The organism is Bradyrhizobium sp. MI1.10 (genome assembly GCF_055811035.1).
This window is the reverse complement of record NZ_JBVVPN010000024.1, coordinates 49,796-65,440: the sequence shown is the minus strand read 5'-3', so window position 1 is coordinate 65,440 and position 15,645 is coordinate 49,796. Positions and strand designations below refer to the sequence as shown.

11 protein-coding genes are annotated in these 15,645 nt (G+C 65.3%); 5 read left to right on the top strand and 6 right to left on the bottom strand.

Annotation, left to right across the window (positions count from 1 at the left end; genetic code table 11):
* Positions 1–232 precede the first annotated feature (232 nt).
* The 3 genes from AC0L3K_RS24505 to AC0L3K_RS24495 are packed head-to-tail and all read left to right on the top strand — an operon-like array spanning position 233 to position 6,682.
* Entirely contained in the window at positions 233–3,079 is a 2,847-nt protein-coding gene (locus AC0L3K_RS24505) for a beta strand repeat-containing protein (protein ID WP_473367044.1), read from the top strand.
* Positions 3,080–3,108: 29 nt separating this feature from the next.
* Entirely contained in the window at positions 3,109–5,241 is a 2,133-nt protein-coding gene (locus AC0L3K_RS24500) for a type I secretion system permease/ATPase (RefSeq protein ID WP_473367043.1), read from the top strand.
* Entirely contained in the window at positions 5,228–6,682 is a 1,455-nt protein-coding gene (locus tag AC0L3K_RS24495) for an HlyD family type I secretion periplasmic adaptor subunit (protein ID WP_219683180.1), read from the top strand. Before AC0L3K_RS24500 ends, AC0L3K_RS24495 begins: the two co-directional genes overlap by 14 nt.
* 156 nt (positions 6,683–6,838) lie before the next feature.
* Here AC0L3K_RS24495 and AC0L3K_RS24490 read toward each other — a convergent pair whose 3' ends face one another.
* The 3 genes from AC0L3K_RS24490 to AC0L3K_RS24480 all read right to left on the bottom strand — a co-directional run bounded on the left by AC0L3K_RS24490 (position 6,839) and on the right by AC0L3K_RS24480 (position 9,423).
* Entirely contained in the window at positions 6,839–8,701 is a 1,863-nt protein-coding gene (locus AC0L3K_RS24490) for an ABC-F family ATP-binding cassette domain-containing protein (RefSeq protein ID WP_219683179.1), read from the bottom strand.
* A 71-nt stretch (positions 8,702–8,772) separates the two neighbouring features.
* A complete protein-coding gene (locus AC0L3K_RS24485) occupies positions 8,773–8,946 on the bottom strand; it encodes a hypothetical protein (RefSeq protein ID WP_007591955.1) in 174 nt (57 codons plus the stop codon).
* Between the two features lie 219 nt (positions 8,947–9,165).
* Positions 9,166–9,423: a sulfur globule protein precursor gene (locus AC0L3K_RS24480; protein WP_473367042.1), complete on the bottom strand. Its 258-nt coding sequence runs from the start codon at positions 9,421–9,423 to the stop codon at positions 9,166–9,168.
* Between the two features lie 310 nt (positions 9,424–9,733).
* On the opposite strand from AC0L3K_RS24480, the gene ndk reads away from it, so the two are divergent.
* Both ndk and AC0L3K_RS24470 read left to right on the top strand, forming a co-directional pair.
* Entirely contained in the window at positions 9,734–10,156 is a 423-nt protein-coding gene (ndk, locus tag AC0L3K_RS24475) for a nucleoside-diphosphate kinase (protein ID WP_007591953.1), read from the top strand.
* Positions 10,157–10,200: 44 nt separating this feature from the next.
* A complete protein-coding gene (locus tag AC0L3K_RS24470) occupies positions 10,201–11,061 on the top strand; it encodes a TerC family protein (protein ID WP_219683177.1) in 861 nt (286 codons plus the stop codon).
* A 59-nt stretch (positions 11,062–11,120) separates the two neighbouring features.
* Here AC0L3K_RS24470 and ppx read toward each other — a convergent pair whose 3' ends face one another.
* The 3 genes from ppx to AC0L3K_RS24455 form a co-directional block, all read right to left on the bottom strand.
* Positions 11,121–12,623 (bottom strand): exopolyphosphatase, encoded by a 1,503-nt coding sequence (gene ppx, locus AC0L3K_RS24465; RefSeq protein WP_007591950.1) that lies wholly within the window; start codon positions 12,621–12,623, stop codon positions 11,121–11,123.
* Between the two features lie 15 nt (positions 12,624–12,638).
* Complete coding sequence (locus AC0L3K_RS24460) at positions 12,639–14,831, bottom strand: RNA degradosome polyphosphate kinase (RefSeq protein WP_007591948.1); 2,193 nt, start codon at positions 14,829–14,831, stop codon at positions 12,639–12,641.
* A gap of 128 nt (positions 14,832–14,959) precedes the next feature.
* Positions 14,960–15,637: a P-loop NTPase family protein gene (locus tag AC0L3K_RS24455; protein WP_219683176.1), complete on the bottom strand. Its 678-nt coding sequence runs from the start codon at positions 15,635–15,637 to the stop codon at positions 14,960–14,962.
* Positions 15,638–15,645: the final 8 nt, after the last annotated feature.

Here is a 15,645-nt window from a genome sequence, read left to right as displayed (position 1 = left end):
CTCGAGCCGCGTTTTTCCGCGCGCGTTGAAAGTCACGGGGGCGTTACGCGTGATCCGTGATCACGCGATTCGTGATGAGAGAGCCTTCGCATTCGCTTTCGAAAACTGCCCCGAAGCAAAACTGGAGGAAATCTCCAGAATAATCACGCGCGTCTCAAGCAACGGTTCAAGAATGTCATGTGCGCGGCTGCTACGCATCGAAGGGAGGGGCTAGGTCGGAAGGATCATTTGGATGTCCATTACCTCTGTGTTTTCCCCGGTTACGGGGCAGCTCACCATTTTCGGCGACAGCGCGAATAACGGCCTTGTGATAAGTCGCGACAAGTCCGGCCGCATCCTGGTCAATAACGGGCACGTGAAAACGGTTGGTGGCGAACCCACCGTCGACAACACCACTGCGATCGACATCTTCGGTCAAGGCGGTGACGACACGATCACCGTCGACGAATGCCACGGCCCGATGCCGGCGGTGCACATCTTCGGCGGCGACGGCAATGACAGGATCACGGGCGGCTCGGGAGCCGATCTCCTGTTTGGTCAGGCCGGCAACGATTTGATCAAGGGCGGCGGCGGCAACGATCTGCTGTTCGGCGGAGCGGGTAACGACGTCCTGGACGGCGGCAGCGGCGACAATCAGCTGTTCGGCGAGGCCGGCGACGATGTCATGGTCTGGAATCCGGGCGGCGGCACCAACCTGTTCGAGGGTGGTGAGGGCAACGATACGGCTCAGGTCAACGGAAGCAACGCCGCCGAGACGTTCACGATCACGGCGAACGGCACCCGCGTGCGGCTCGACGGGACGGGCGCGGTGCCGTTCTCGCTCGACATCGGCACGACGGAAAATCTCGTCCTGCACGGTGGGGGCGGCGACGATGTCATCACCGCGGGCAACGGGCTCGGCAGCCTGATCTCGCTGACGCTCGATGGCGGCGCCGGCAACGACAGGATTACCGGCGGCGATGGCAACGACCTCATCATCGGCGGCAGCGGGGACGACATCGTCAATGGCGGACGCGGCAACGACGTCGCCCAGCTCGGGAGTGGCGACGACACTTTCATCTGGAATCCCGGTGACGGCAGCGACACGGTCGAAGGCGGATCGGGCAGCGACAAGCTGCTTTTCAATGGCGCCAACATCAACGAGACCATCGACATCTCGGCCAATGGCGGCCGGGTGCGCTTCACCCGCGATGTCGCCAACATCACGATGGATCTCAACAGCGTCGAGCAGATCGAATTCGATGCGCGGGGCGGGGCCGACAACATCACCGTCGGCGACCTCACCGGGACCGGCGTCAAGCAGGTGCTGGTTGATCTCGGAGCCGTTCCGGGAGGGACGCAAGGCGACGGCGCAGCTGACACGGTGACCGTCAACGGCAGCAACGGCAATCAGCACATCGAGGTCACAGCCACGGGCACAACGGTCACGGTCACGGGGCTGCCGGAGCTCGTGACGATCGCAAATGCAGAGGCCGGCAACGATCGGCTGGTCGTTCAGGCGCTCGGCGGCAACGACGTCATCGATGCATCCACGCTCGGCGCGGCGATCGGGCTGACCATCGACGGCGGCGCGGGCAACGACACCATCACCGGCAGCCAGGGCGCCGACACCCTGATCGGCGGCGACGGCAACGACAAGGTCATCGGCGGCCGCGGCAATGACGTCGCGCTTCTTGGCGCAGGCGACGACATCTTCACGTGGAATCCCGGTGACGGCAGCGACGTCGTCGAAGGCGGCGCGGGAACCGATACGCTGGTGTTTAACGGCGCCAACGTGGCCGAGAACATGTCGGTCTCGGCGAACGGAACCCGTGCGCTTCTCACCCGTGACGTCGGTGCTATCGTCATGGACCTCGCTGGCGTCGAGCACGTGCAGATCGCGGCAGCAGGCGGCGCCGACAACATCACGGTCAACGATCTGACCGGGACTGGAATCGCGCAGGTTGCCATCGACCTCAGCGCCGGCCCCGGCAGCCAGAGCGGCGACGGAGCGGCGGACCGCGTGACCGTGAACGGCACGAACGGTGACGACAACATATCGGTCGTGACCGCCGGCGGATCGATCGTGGTCAACGGCCTCGCTGCGCAGGTGACGATTGCACACGCGGACGCCGGTGATGTGCTCGGCATCAACGGCGGACAAGGCAATGACGTCATCGATGCGTCTTCCATCAAGGCGGGACAGTCGTTCAGCCTCAACATCAATGGCGGCGACGGCAACGACACCATCATCGGCAGTGCCGGCAATGACGTGGTGAACGGGGGACGCGGCAACGATTTCGCCAATCTGGGTGCGGGCGACGACACCTTCGTGTGGAATCCCGGCGACGGCAGCGACACCGTCGAAGGCGGGAAGGGCACCGACACGCTGGCATTCAACGGCGCCAATATCAGCGAGAACATCAATATCTCGGCCAATGGCGGTCGGGTGCTGTTCACGCGAGATGTCGCCGCCATTGCGATGGACCTGAACGGGGTCGAACATGTCGACTTCAATGCTCTCGGCGGTGCCGACAACATTACCGTCGGTGACCTCTCCGGCACCGGCGTCAGCCAGGTCGACCTCGATCTCGGCGCCAATGACGGCGCCGCGGATACCGTGACCATCAACGCAACCGGTGGCAACGACGTCATCACGGTGACCGAGCACGACGGCATCATCACGGTGTCGGGGCTTGGCCAGGACATCAACATCACCGATGCCGGCGCGGGCGACAGGATCGTTATCAACGGTCTCGATGGCGACGACGTCATCACGGCTTCCGGCTTGCACAGCGGCATCCAGCTCGTTGCCAATGGCGGCAACGGCGACGATGTGCTGATCGGCAGCCCGGGCAACGACTCGCTGGCGGGTGGTGCCGGTGATGACGTGCTGATCGGCGGCGGCGGCCTCGACATCCTGGACGGCGGCACCGGCAACAACGTCGTCATCCAGGGCGGAGCGTTTGCGGCCGCGATGCTGCTCAACCAGGCCATGGCGGCCAGCTTCGTCCCGGCAGGTGAGGGGAACGGCGAGATGCCGCTGCCCGATCCGCACGCGACGCAGAGCCAGGTGCTCGCACCGCCCCAGCACGCCTGAAGCCGGCCGCATCGGCCCGGAGAACGCTCATGATGACCAACGCGGTCTCCTCCGATACGGGGCTCGATGCGTTGCTGACGCTGCTGCATCTGCAAGGTGTTGCGGCCGATCGCGCGCAGCTCAGGCACCGGCTGGGCGCGGCAAGCTTCGGCGCAGCGGATATCGTCCGCTGCGCCAGGTCTCTCGGACTTAAAGCCAGAACCTATCGCACACAGTGGAGCCGTCTGTCGGACACTCCGCTGCCTGCGATCGCAATGCTGCGGGACGGCGGCTTCATGGTCATCGCAAAGGCCTCCGCCGACAAGGTGCTGGTGCAGTCTCCGGAGGCGCAGCGCCCGGTGCTGATGGATCGCGACGAGCTGTGCGCGATCTGGGACGGCGGCTTGATCCTGATGGTCCGGCGCGCCGGGCTGTCAGACCTCGGACGGCATTTCGATATCACCTGGTTCATCGGCGCGATCGGCAAATACCGGCGGCTGCTGGGCGAGGTGCTGGCGGCTTCGTTCTTCCTCCAGCTTTTTGCGCTGGTCTCGCCGCTGTTCTTCCAGGTCGTGATTGACAAGGTGCTGGTACACCGCTCGCTGTCTACGCTCGACGTTCTCGTCATCGGCCTCGTCGTCGTCTCCCTGTTCGACACCGTGCTCGGGATCCTGCGCAATTACCTGTTTGCGCACACGACCAACCGCATCGACGTGGAGCTCGGGGCACGTCTGTTTCACCATCTGCTGGCGCTGCCGATGGCCTGGTTTCAGGCCAGGCGCGTCGGCGATTCCGTGGCGCGGGTCCGTGAGCTCGAGAACATCCGCAATTTCATCACCAGCTCGTCGTTGACGCTTCTCATCGACATGGTCTTCACCTCGGTGTTCCTCGCGGTGATGTTCGCCTATTCGGCGCAGATGAGCTTCATCGTGCTGGCGTCGTTCCCGTTCTACATCGCGATCTCGGCCGTGGCGACGCCGCTGTTTCGCCGCAGGCTGGACGAGAAATTCCGCCGCGGCGCCGAGAACCAGGCCTTCCTGGTCGAGAGCGTTAGCGGCATCGAAACGCTGAAGGCGATGGCGGTCGAGCCGCAGATGCAGCGCCGCTGGGAAGAGCAGCTCGCCGGCTACGTCTCGGCGAGCTTCGGTGTCACCAGTCTCGGCAACACGGCAAGCCAGCTCGTGCAGCTCGTCAGCAAGGTCGTCACTGCCGGCATTCTCTATGTCGGCGCCAGGCTGGTGATCGGTGACGCACTGACCGTCGGCGAGCTCGTGGCCTTCAACATCTTCGCGGGGCGGGTGTCGGCCCCGGTGCTGCGGCTCGCGCAAGTCTGGCAGGATTTTCATCAGGCGCGGCTGTCGATCGCGCGGCTCGGCGACATCCTCAACAGCGCGGCGGAGCCGGCTTACTCCGCCGCCCGCGCGGGGCTGCCGCCGATCCGGGGCAACATCCGCTTCGAGCACGTCTCCTTCCGCTACCGCCTCGATGGGCCGGAGATCCTGCACGATGTCTCATTCGACATTCCAGCCGGACAAACCGTCGGCATCGTCGGATCGTCCGGCTCGGGCAAAAGCACCTTCGCCAAGCTGGTGCAGCGGCTCTACGTTCCGCAAGGCGGCCGCGTGCTGGTCGACGGAATGGATCTGATGACGACCGACCCGGCCGGGCTCCGTCGGCAGATCGGAATCGTGCTCCAGGACAACATGCTGTTCAACCGGTCGGTGCGCGACAACATCGCGCTGGCCGATCCGAGCCTGCCGATGGACCGCATTATCGACGCGGCGAAGCTGGCGGGCGCGCATGATTTCATTCTGGAGCTCCCCGAGGGCTACGATACGGTGGTCGGCGAGCGCGGCTCAACGCTCTCGGGCGGGCAGCGCCAGCGCATCGCGATCGCCCGCGCGCTGGTGGGCAATCCCCGGATCCTGATCTTCGACGAAGCCACCAGCGCGCTCGACTATGAAAGCGAGCGGATCATCCATGACAACATGAAGGAGATCGCGAAAGGCCGCACGGTCCTGATCATCGCGCACCGTCTGTCCACCGTCCGCGGCGCCGATCGCATCTTCACCCTGGAACGCGGCCGTCTGGTCGAGGACGGCACGCATGATGCGCTGATCAAGACCGGCGGGCGCTATGCCGCCCTGCATCGTCTCCAGGGAGGCATTTATGAGGTCGGCTAGCGCTGTGCCGGCCGCTCGGCCGGAGCAGACCGTGATCCCGTTCCGGAATGGAAAGGGGCGGGGCGCCGAGGAAGTCGCCTTCCTGCCGGCGGCGCTGGAAATCACGGAAACACCGCCATCGCCGATCGGCCGCGCCATCGCCATGGTCCTGATGCTGCTTGTCTGCGCGGCGATGGCCTGGTCGGCCTGGGGCACGATCGACATCGTGGCCTCCGCAACCGGCAAGGTCGTGTCGAGCGGGCGAAGCAAGGTGGTCCAGCCGTTCGAGACCGGCGTGGTGCGCGCCATTCACGTGCAGGACGGCCAATCGGTCAAATCGGGCGACCTGCTGATCGAGCTCGATCCGACCGTGAACGCCGCGGAGCGCGATCGTCTGCACGACGATCTCATGGCCGAGCGGCTCAACGTCGCGCGCCTCCGCGCCGCATTGGCAGGCGGCGAAGAGGTGTCCGCCGATCTCGTCGTACCAGAGGACGCCGATCCCATGCTGGTCGCGACGCAGCGACAGCTCCTCGCCAATCAGGTCAGCGAGAACAGGGCCAAGCTCGCGGCGCTGGCGCGTCAGGAAGCGCAGAAGGAGGCCGAACATCAGACGATTGCGGCGACGATTCACAAGCTTGATGCGTTGCTGCCGGTCACCCAGCAGCGTGTCGAGATTCGCAAGACGCTGATGGAGAAGGAGATCGGCTCGAAGCTGACCTACTATGAGACCCTCCAGCTCCAGATCGAGCAGCAGGAGGAGCTTCGCGTCCAGAGCAGCCGCTTGAAGGAGGCCGAGGCGGCCGTCGCCGCGATCCGGGAGACTCGCATCCAGGCCTTGGCCGAGTACAGGAAAAGTCTCTCCGACGAGCTTGCCAAGAGCGAACAGAAGGCCAATGGCGTCGCACGCGATCTGATCAAGGCGCAGCAGAGGACGAGGCTTCAGCAACTGACGTCGCCAGTCGACGGCGTCGTGCAGCAGCTCGCGGTCCACACTGTGGGCGGCGTGGTCACGCCCGCGCAGTCGCTGCTGGTGATCGTGCCGACCGATACGCGGCTCGAGATCGAGGCGATGATCTCCAACCGCGATATCGGATTTGTCGAGGCCGGGCAGGGCGCCGCCATCAAGATCGACACTTTCAATTTCACCCGCTACGGGCTTCTCGCAGGCCGGGTCGTGAGCGTCTCGCAGGACGCCATCATCCGCGACCGGCCGCAGGAGCGCGGGAGCGACCGTGCGCTCGCGACGCAACGCGACAGCAGCGAGCCCAGCGGGCAGGAGTTGAGTTACAGCGCCCGTATCTCGCTCGATCGCACCCAGATGCAGGTGGACGACCGCCTCGTCAACCTGTCCCCGGGAATGGCGGTGACCGTCGAAATCAGGACCGGTTCGCGCACCATCCTGAGCTACCTGCTATCGCCGCTGCAGCGTTACCGGCACGAGATCATGCGGGAGCGCTAGTTCCCACATGATGCTGACGAAGCTTCGCGAGACGCGCCGGCTCAGTCGGTGCGGCAAAGAACAGGTTATTGAACGGCTAATCACCAGGTAGCAAAATACCGGTACTGTGCATGGGGTTGTTTTTGCGATTTTGATGTCGGCCCGGTCGCGGAGGCGTCAGCCCGCCGCCTCGTCGAACTGCGTGCTCGCCTCGAGCCACTGCTCCTCGGCACGTGCCAGCGCGTCGGCCGCATTGGCGCGTGCTTTCGACAGTTGGGCGGCCTGCTTGGGGTCGCGGCTGAAGATGTCGGGCAGGGCGAGCGCGGTGTCGATCTTGCTGATGATCTCGCTGACGCGGGCGATCTCGGTTTCGGCTTCCGCGATGCGTTTCTTCAGCGAGCCGCGATTGTCCGATCTCGGACGCTGCGGCTTCTCGCTCGCGGCGCTGCGTTCGCGCGGCGCGGGCTCGCCATTGCGCGCGGACAGCACCAGGCGGCGATATTCGTCGAGGTCGCCGTCGTAATTGGTCACGGTGCGGTCGGCGACGATCCAGAGTTGATCGGCGCAGGACTCGATCAGATAGCGGTCGTGCGAGACCATGATGACCGCGCCGGGGAATTCGTTGATCGCTTCCGCAAGCGCTGCGCGGCTGTCGATGTCGAGATGGTTGGTCGGCTCGTCCAGGATGATCATGTTGGGGCCGAAGAAGGTCGCAAGTCCCAGCAGGAGCCGCGCCTTCTCGCCGCCCGACAATTTTCCGACCTTGGTGTCGGCCGCCTTGCCGGAGAATCCGATGGCGCCGGCGCGGGCGCGTACTTTCGCTTCGGGCGCCTCGCCCATCAGCTTGCGGACGTGGTCGTAGGTCGAGGCATCCTCGTTCAATTCGTCGAGCTGGTGCTGGGCGAAATAGGCAATCGAGAGCTTGTCGGCGCGGGTCACCTTGCCCGAGAACGGCGCGAGGCGGCCCGCAAGCAGTTTGACCAACGTCGACTTGCCATTGCCATTGGAGCCGAGCAGCGCGATGCGGTCGTCATTGTCGACGCGCAAGGTGACGCGGTTCAGCACGGGCGTGTTCGGATCGTAGCCGACCACGACGTTGTCGGCGGCGATGATCGGCGGCGACAGGATCTTCTCGGGCGCGGGAAAGCTGATCTCGCGCACGTCCTGGGTGACCAGCGCCGTGATCGGCTTCAGCCGTTCCAGCATTTTCACACGGGACTGCGCCTGGCGGGCTTTCGAGGCTTTGGCCTTGAAGCGGTCGACAAAGGCTTGCAGGCGCGCGCGTTCGGCTTCCTGGCGCTTGACCGCTTTGGCATCGAGCATCTCGCGCATGGCGCGTTGCTCTTCGAACGAGGAGTAGGTGCCTTTGTAAAGCGTGAGCTTGCCGCGCTCCAGATGCAGGATCTGGTCGACCGAGCTTTCAAGGAGATCACGGTCGTGGCTGATCACGATCACCGTGCGCGGATAATGGGCGAGGTGATCCTCGAGCCACAGCGTCCCCTCGAGGTCGAGATAGTTGGTGGGCTCGTCGAGCAGCAACAGGTCGGGCGCCGCGAACAGCGTTGCGGCGAGCGCAACGCGCATGCGCCAGCCGCCGGAGAATTCGGCGCAGGGGCGGAGCTGGTCGTTGGCGGAGAAGCCGAGGCCGGACAGGATGGCGGCGGCACGGCTCGGTGCCGAATGCGCGTCGATGTCGACCAGCCGGGTCTGGATCTCGGCGATCCGGTGCGGATCGGCCGCGCTCTCGGCCTCGGTGAGCAGCGCGTCGCGTTCGAGGTCGGCCTTGAGCACGACTGAGATCAGGCTCTCGGGGCCGTTCGGCGCTTCCTGCGCGAGGCTGCCGACGCGCCAGCGAGGCGGCAGGGTCACCGTGCCGTGCTCGGCGGCGAGCTCGCCGCGGATCACCTTGAACAGGGTCGATTTGCCGGTGCCGTTGCGACCGACCATGCCGACGCGCGATCCGGGCGTGATCTGCACGGAACTCTGGTCAATCAGAAGGCGTCCGGCGAGGCGGATGGAGAGGTCGGTGATGGAGAGCATGCGGCCTTGTCACCGCACCCGCGATCAAACGCAACCCGTTTTTCCGTGTCTGCAAGCCGGTGCGTGTCAACTCAGTGCGAATCGCGCTCGCGCTGCTTCAGCTCATTGAGGAGTTGCTCGAGGTGCGTCGGAAGCCTGGCTTCGGGCCGCAGGCTCTGCTGGAGCCGTTCGGCCACGGCATCGGAGATCGAGCGGCTGGTGCGCCGGTCGATTTGCTCGCTGTCATTGGCAAAAGGGCCAGCCATCGCAGGGTTCCGTGTTCTCAAAGAAGCAACACGGTACCAAGTCCTTGGCCCCCAAATGGTTTCGCCACTCGCGGCGATTGCGCGGCATTCTAGCAAAAATTGTGTGAAGCCGCGCAATGTCCCCCTCCGAATACAAAGCCCCGGCGCTGGGGGACGCCGGGGCTTCGCTTGGAAGGTACCTTGGGGGGCTCAGGTACCTTTGGAAAGGTGCTGTCGGGCTCAGTAGCAGCGGTTGATCATCCGCCAGCGGGGTCCCCAGGGGGTCGGGACCAGCCGGCGCACATAGCAGCCGCCATAGCCGTAGGAGACGGGGGCATAGAAGCGCGGGCCACCCCAGCCGTAACCGTGATGCCAGCCGCCGCCGCCGCCGTGCCAGCCCCAGCCGCCACCATGCCAGTACGCAGAGGCGGAGGTCGGTGCCAGCGCGGCACCAAGCGCAACCGCGGCAACAGCGGCGAGCGAAAGTTTCCTCAACATGGTGATCTCCTCAAAACTGCCGACGCGGGGCTATCGCGTCGATGGAAAGGCCGCCGAAACGGTCCGCCTCGGGAGGAGGCTTTGGTTTCGATGGACCTGAGGTTATCCGAGCGAGGCTGAACCAAACCCTGACGAGGCCTTCAGATTGGGTTCATTTAGGTGAAATCGTCGTAATCCATGTTGGCATTCTGACTCCTGGCCTGCGGCCAAGCGCCCGCGAGGCGGTTTTGGCGGTCGCTTGCCGTATGGCGAAGGCGCCGATATAAGCCCGGCAACTCCGAACCACCGTTTTCTCTTCAAGGACAAGATCATGGCCATCGAACGCACCTTCTCGATCATCAAGCCCGACGCCACAGCGCGTAACCTCACCGGTGCGGTTAACGCCGTGATCGAGAAGGCGGGCCTGCGCATCGTCGCGCAGAAGCGCATCCGCATGACCAAGGAACAGGCCGAGACCTTCTATGCGGTCCACAAGGCGCGCCCCTTCTTCGGTGAGCTCGTGGACTTCATGACGTCGGGCCCCGTGGTGGTCCAGGTGCTGGAAGGCGAGGGTGCCGTCTCCAAGTATCGCGACGTGATGGGGGCGACCGATCCGTCCAAGGCGGCTGACGGCACCATCCGCAAGCTCTACGCCAAGTCGATCGGTGAGAACTCCGCGCACGGTTCGGATGCGCCGGAGACCGCCGCGATCGAGATCGCGCAATTCTTCTCGGGCAACGAGATCGTCGGCTGATCCGTCAGCCGATCAGGTAACGAGACGCGGCGAAAGGACGTAGTGTGAACTGGCTCTGGCAGATCTTCGATCCCGCTACGATCGGGGCATTCTTCACCCAGTTCCGCGTTGAGATGGCCGAACCGACCTTCTGGGTCGCGGTCGGCAAGATCATCTGGATCAACATCCTCTTGTCCGGCGACAATGCGCTGGTGATCGCGCTCGCCTGCCGCGGCCTCAAGCCGCGGCATCGGCTGTGGGGCATGATCCTGGGTGCCGGCGCCGCGGTGGTGCTGCGGATCATCTTCACGGGCATCGTCGCGAGCCTGATGGAGCTGCCGTACCTCAAGCTGGTCGGCGGTCTTGCGCTGATCGTGATTGCGGCAAAGCTGCTGGTGCCGGAACAGGAGGACGAGGACGGCGTGGAGTCGGCTTCGCATCTGTGGCAGGCCGTGCAGATCGTCGTCGTCGCCGACATCGTCATGAGCCTGGACAACGTCATTGCGGTGGCCGCGGCCGCCAATGGCAGCGCGCCCTTGCTGGTGCTCGGTCTTGCTATCAGCGTGCCCTTGATCGTCGCCGGTGCGGCGCTGATCATGGCGCTGCTCGCAAAGCTGCCGGTTCTGGTGTGGGCCGGCGCGGCGCTGCTCGGCTGGATTGCGGGCGAGGTGATCGCTACCGATCCCGGCATCGCGCCGAGGCTGCACACGCTGTCCGACGGTCCGTTCGGCGCCTCGCTCGACAACGTGCTCAGCGCCTTGCGCATCCCGCCGCAATTCGCCCATGGCGGCGGAGGCGGCGAATATCTGTGCGCAGCTCTCGGCGTAGTCGTCGTGCTGGCCGTCGGCTCCATCTGGCGCCGGCGCAGCATGAGCGCGGCCGCGCTGGAATCCTCCGAGCGCCACGCCAAGGCCTCGGCGGAATAGGCTTATCTTTCGAGCATAATCTTTTCGGAAAAGCGCTTCAGGCTTTTCCGGATCATGCGCTAGCGCCGCACGATCGAGCCGGCGCGGTTGATCAGGCGGGCGAGCGCGCGGAAGCGGCTGCCGACGCGATCCGCGACGAGATCGCCGAGGCGGTGCTCGAACACCAGCAACAGCTTGCGGCCCACGCTGCGGAAATGCGTCGCGGGCAAGACGCCCGGACGCGCCGCCGAGATCAGATGCGCAACGCGGAAGGCCGCGCCGAGTAGGCGGGCGCGTTCGAGTTGCGCCGGCGTCAGCAGCTCCTGCATGGCGACCGGCGGCTGGTTCTCCTCGCTGAGCCCCGCATAGCGATAGAACACGGACAGGCCGACGAAGGCGCGCTCGGTGTGGGTGATCGCGCCGAAATTGCCGTTGACGACGAGGCTCAGCGTCTGCTCGCCGCGATGATCGGGATGCACCCGCCAGCCGATGTCGGACAACAGGCACGCGGCGTGGCGCAGACGGCGGTCCTCCTCGGTCTCGCGCAGCTTCACCACGCGCGCGAGGCGGTCGGTCCAGGCGATCAACTCGCGCGCGTGCTTTGCCGAACGAGACAGCAGCTGGTTCAGCTCCTCGGCCGCGCAGATCAGTCCGTCCTTGTTGCGTTCGGACTCCGGCAGCTTCTCGTGCAGCAGGCCCTCGCGCACGCCGAAGGTCGAGAACACGATGGTCTTCGGCTTCGCCACCCGGATGATGTGCTCGAGCACCAGTGCCGCATAGGTGAGGAGCGGGCGCCGGGCGTCGGCGACGATCTCGATGTCTGCAAGCATGCCGGCGGCCGCAAGCCGGCGGAGACGTCGGGAAAAATCGAGCGCCTCGGCAGCCGAAATCGAATAGCCGTGCATCACCTGGAGCGGGTAGCCGCTCTGGATGATGTGGATGCGCGCCAGCGCGCGCCAGGTACCGCCGACGGCGTAGAAGCTGCGGCCGCTCCCGGCCTTGAGCTGCGGCACCCCGTCGAGCGCTTCGCGCACGATGCGGTCGGCGCGTTTCAGGGATTTATGCGCGAGGTCCTGCAGCGCGAGGCCGCCGAGTGGCAGCGTCACGCCGCTGCGCACCGTGTTTTTGCGCACGTCGATCAGTTCGAGCGAGCCGCCGCCGAGGTCGCCGACGATGCCGTCGGGATGATGGATGCCGGAGATCACGCCAAGCGCCGACAGCCGCGCCTCGCGCGGGCCCGACAGGATCTCGATCTTCACCGCGCAGATGCGCTCGGCTTTCGCGATGAAGTCGGGGCCGTTGGAGGCGTCGCGGCAAGCGGCGGTCGCAATCGCAAACACCCGCCCGACCTGCATCACCCGGCACAGCGCACGGAAGCGCTTGAGCGAGGTCAGTGCCTTGTCGACGGCGTCGGGCGCTAGCAGGCCCGTGCTCTGCACCTCGCGCCCGAGCCCGCACAGCGTCTTCTCGTTGAAGATCGGAATCAGGCTCCGCGTCAGTCCCTCGTAGACGACGAGACGGACCGAGTTGGAGCCGATGTCGATGACCGCGACGCTCGAGCCGCGCTTGCGCGGCCGCTTCACGTCGACGATCCCGGATCAGGATTGATGACGTTCATTACGGCGCGTGAGGCGGCGCGGCGAGGATTCCTTGAGCGACTTACCACGGCCAGACAGACTCGGATTGGTCATGAAGTAGTTGTGGACGTTGAAAGGCTCCTCGCCCTTCGCGGTCTTCATACGCGTTGAGGACCCGTCCGGCAACAATTGCCAGCTCTGTTCATTGTCCTTGAGATTGGCGACCATGATCTGTTCGAGAACCTGCTGATGCACCGTGGGATTTTGCAGCGGACACAGCACCTCGACGCGGCGGTCGAGATTGCGCGGCATCATGTCGGCCGAGGAGATATACACAGCCGCTTTCGCGCTCGGCAGGCCCTGGCCCATGCCGAAGCAGTAAATTCGGCCGTGTTCGAGGAATCGTCCGATGATCGACTTGACGCGGATGTTCTCCGACAGGCCGGGAATGCCGGGCCGCAGGCAGCAGATACCGCGCACCACAAGCTCGACCTGCACGCCGGCCTGTGAGGCCTCGTAGAGCGCGTCGATAATGTCGGGGTCGACCAGCGCGTTCATCTTCATCCAGACCGCACCGGGCCGGCCGTGGCGCGCATGCGCGGTCTCGCCCTGGATGTGCTCGATGATGCGCTTGCGCAAGGTCAGCGGCGAGACCGCCATCTTTTCAAGATCGCTCGGCGCGGCATAGCCGGTGATGAAGTTGAACACGCGGGCGGCATCGCGGCCGATGGTCGGGTCCGAGGTGAAGTAGGAGAGGTCGGTGTAGATGCGCGCGGTCACCGGGTGGTAATTGCCGGTGCCGGTGTGGACGTAAGTCGTGAGGCTGCCGCCCTCGCGGCGCACCACCATCGACAATTTCGCGTGGGTCTTCAGTTCGAGGAAGCCATAGACGACCTGCACGCCGGCGCGCTCGAGGTCGCGTGCCCAGCGGATGTTGGCCTCCTCGTCGAAGCGGGCCTTCAGCTCGATCAGCGCGGTGACGGATTTGCCGGCTTCTGCAGCTTCCACGAGCGCGCGCACGATCGGCGAGTTGCTCGAGGTGCGGTAGAGCGTCTGCTTGATGGCGACGACGTCGGGGTCGCGCGTCGCCTGCTGGAGAAACTGCACCACGACGTCGAAGGATTCATAGGGGTGATGAACGACGAGATCCTTCTGCCGGATCGCAGCGAAGATGTCGCCGCCTTGCTCGCGCACGCGCTCGGGATGGCGGGGCACGTAAGGGGTGAATTCCAGATCGGGCCGGTCGAGGCGGGTGAGCTGCGAGAGCTCGTTCATGGCGAGCACGCCATCGACCAGGAACACCTCGTCGTCGGCGGTCGACAGCGCGTGCTGTACGAAGCTGCGCAGCTGCTCCGGCATCTTGGCATCGATCTCGAGCCGGATCACCGAGCCGCGGCGGCGGCGCTTCAGCGCGGTCTCGAACAAGCGGACGAGATCCTCGGCCTCTTCCTCGATTTCGAGTTCGGAGTCGCGGATGACACGGAAGGCGCCCTGGCCGTGAAGATTGTAGCCGGGGAACAGGCGGTTGATGAATAGCGCGGTGGCCTGCTCCAGCGAGATCAGCCGGACTATCTTGCCCTCGGCCGGCAGGCGGATGAAGCGGTCGATCTTGCCGGGCATGCGGATCAGCGCGTTCATCTGCTTGCCGTCGGCGGCGCGCGTGAGCTGGAGCGCGATGGTGAAGCCGAGGCTCGGAATGAACGGGAAGGGGTGGGCCGGGTCGATCGCGAGCGGTGTCAGCAGCGGGAACACGTTACTGAGGAAGTAGTCCTCGACCCAGGTTCGTTCCGCTTTGGTGACTTCCTTGCCCTCGACCAGCACGATGCCCTCGTCGGCGAGCGTGCCGCGCAGGTCGCGCCAGATTGCCTGCTGGTCGGAGGCAAGCTGCGAAACGGTCCGGTTGATGAGCGCGAGCTGCTCGGACGGCGTCAGACCGTCGGGGCTGCGCTCGGCAATGCCCTCGCGCACCTGGGCCTTGATGCCGGCGACGCGGACCATGAAGAACTCGTCGAGGTTATTCGCTGAAATCGACAGGAATCGCACCCGCTCCAGCATGGGGTGGCTGGGATTGACCGATTCCTCCAGGACGCGGCGGTTGAAGTGCAGCCAGGAGAGCTCGCGATTGATGAACCGCTCGGGGCTCGATGCGATCGCCGGCGGGCCTTCGGCTTCCGGGGCTTTTTCTTTAACTTCAACAGCTTGCGCAGAGTCCATCAGAAGTCGATCCATCCAGTTCGCCCCAATTTGCGACTTACGCGCAAAACCCGCGGGAGCATGTGTTAGAGCGATGACGTTTCGATGACATTGATGTTCCGCGGCCCGGCCGCGTCAAGCCGCCTTGGTCAGACATCCCGGAGCAGCTCGGCCGCCAGGGCCCGGGTGACGGGGCGGCCGAGGCGCAGGGCCTCGCTGTCCAGCAGGTCCACAGCCCGTCGGGCGGCGGCCGAGGACCGCTCCAGGCGAGTGGCGAGGTAGCTGACCACGCTCTCGTCCATGGCGAGCTGGCGGTCGGCGCAGAATTTGACGATCAGGCCGCGGAAGAGCTGGTCGTCAGGCGGCAGCAGCGAGATAACGGGGACAGCGCGGAGCCGCGAGCGCAGGTCGGCGAGCTCGATCTCGAGAGAGGCGGGCGCCTCGCGTCCGGTGAAGAGGACGTAGGCGCCGTCCTCGCGGGCCAGATTCATCAGATGGAACAGGGCGCGCTCATCGAATCCCCTCGCCTTGGGATCCTCGACCACCAGCGCGCCGGTGGCGAGCGCAGCCGGGACGGCTTCGGCGGTCAGCCCATTGGCCGTGGTCGAGCGGGCGCCTGAGGCCTCGGCCCAGATCGCGGCGAGATGGCTCTTGCCGCTTCCTTCCGGGCCGGCCAGCCACATGATCCGGTTCGGCCATTCCGGCCAGGCGTCGATGAGGGCAAGTCCGGCGGCGTTGACGGGGCCTTCGAGGAAATTGTCCCGGCTCAGGCTCTCCGCATGCGGTAGCGAAAACGCCAATTGTCGGGGATGAACGCGGCCTGGCACGCTTGCTT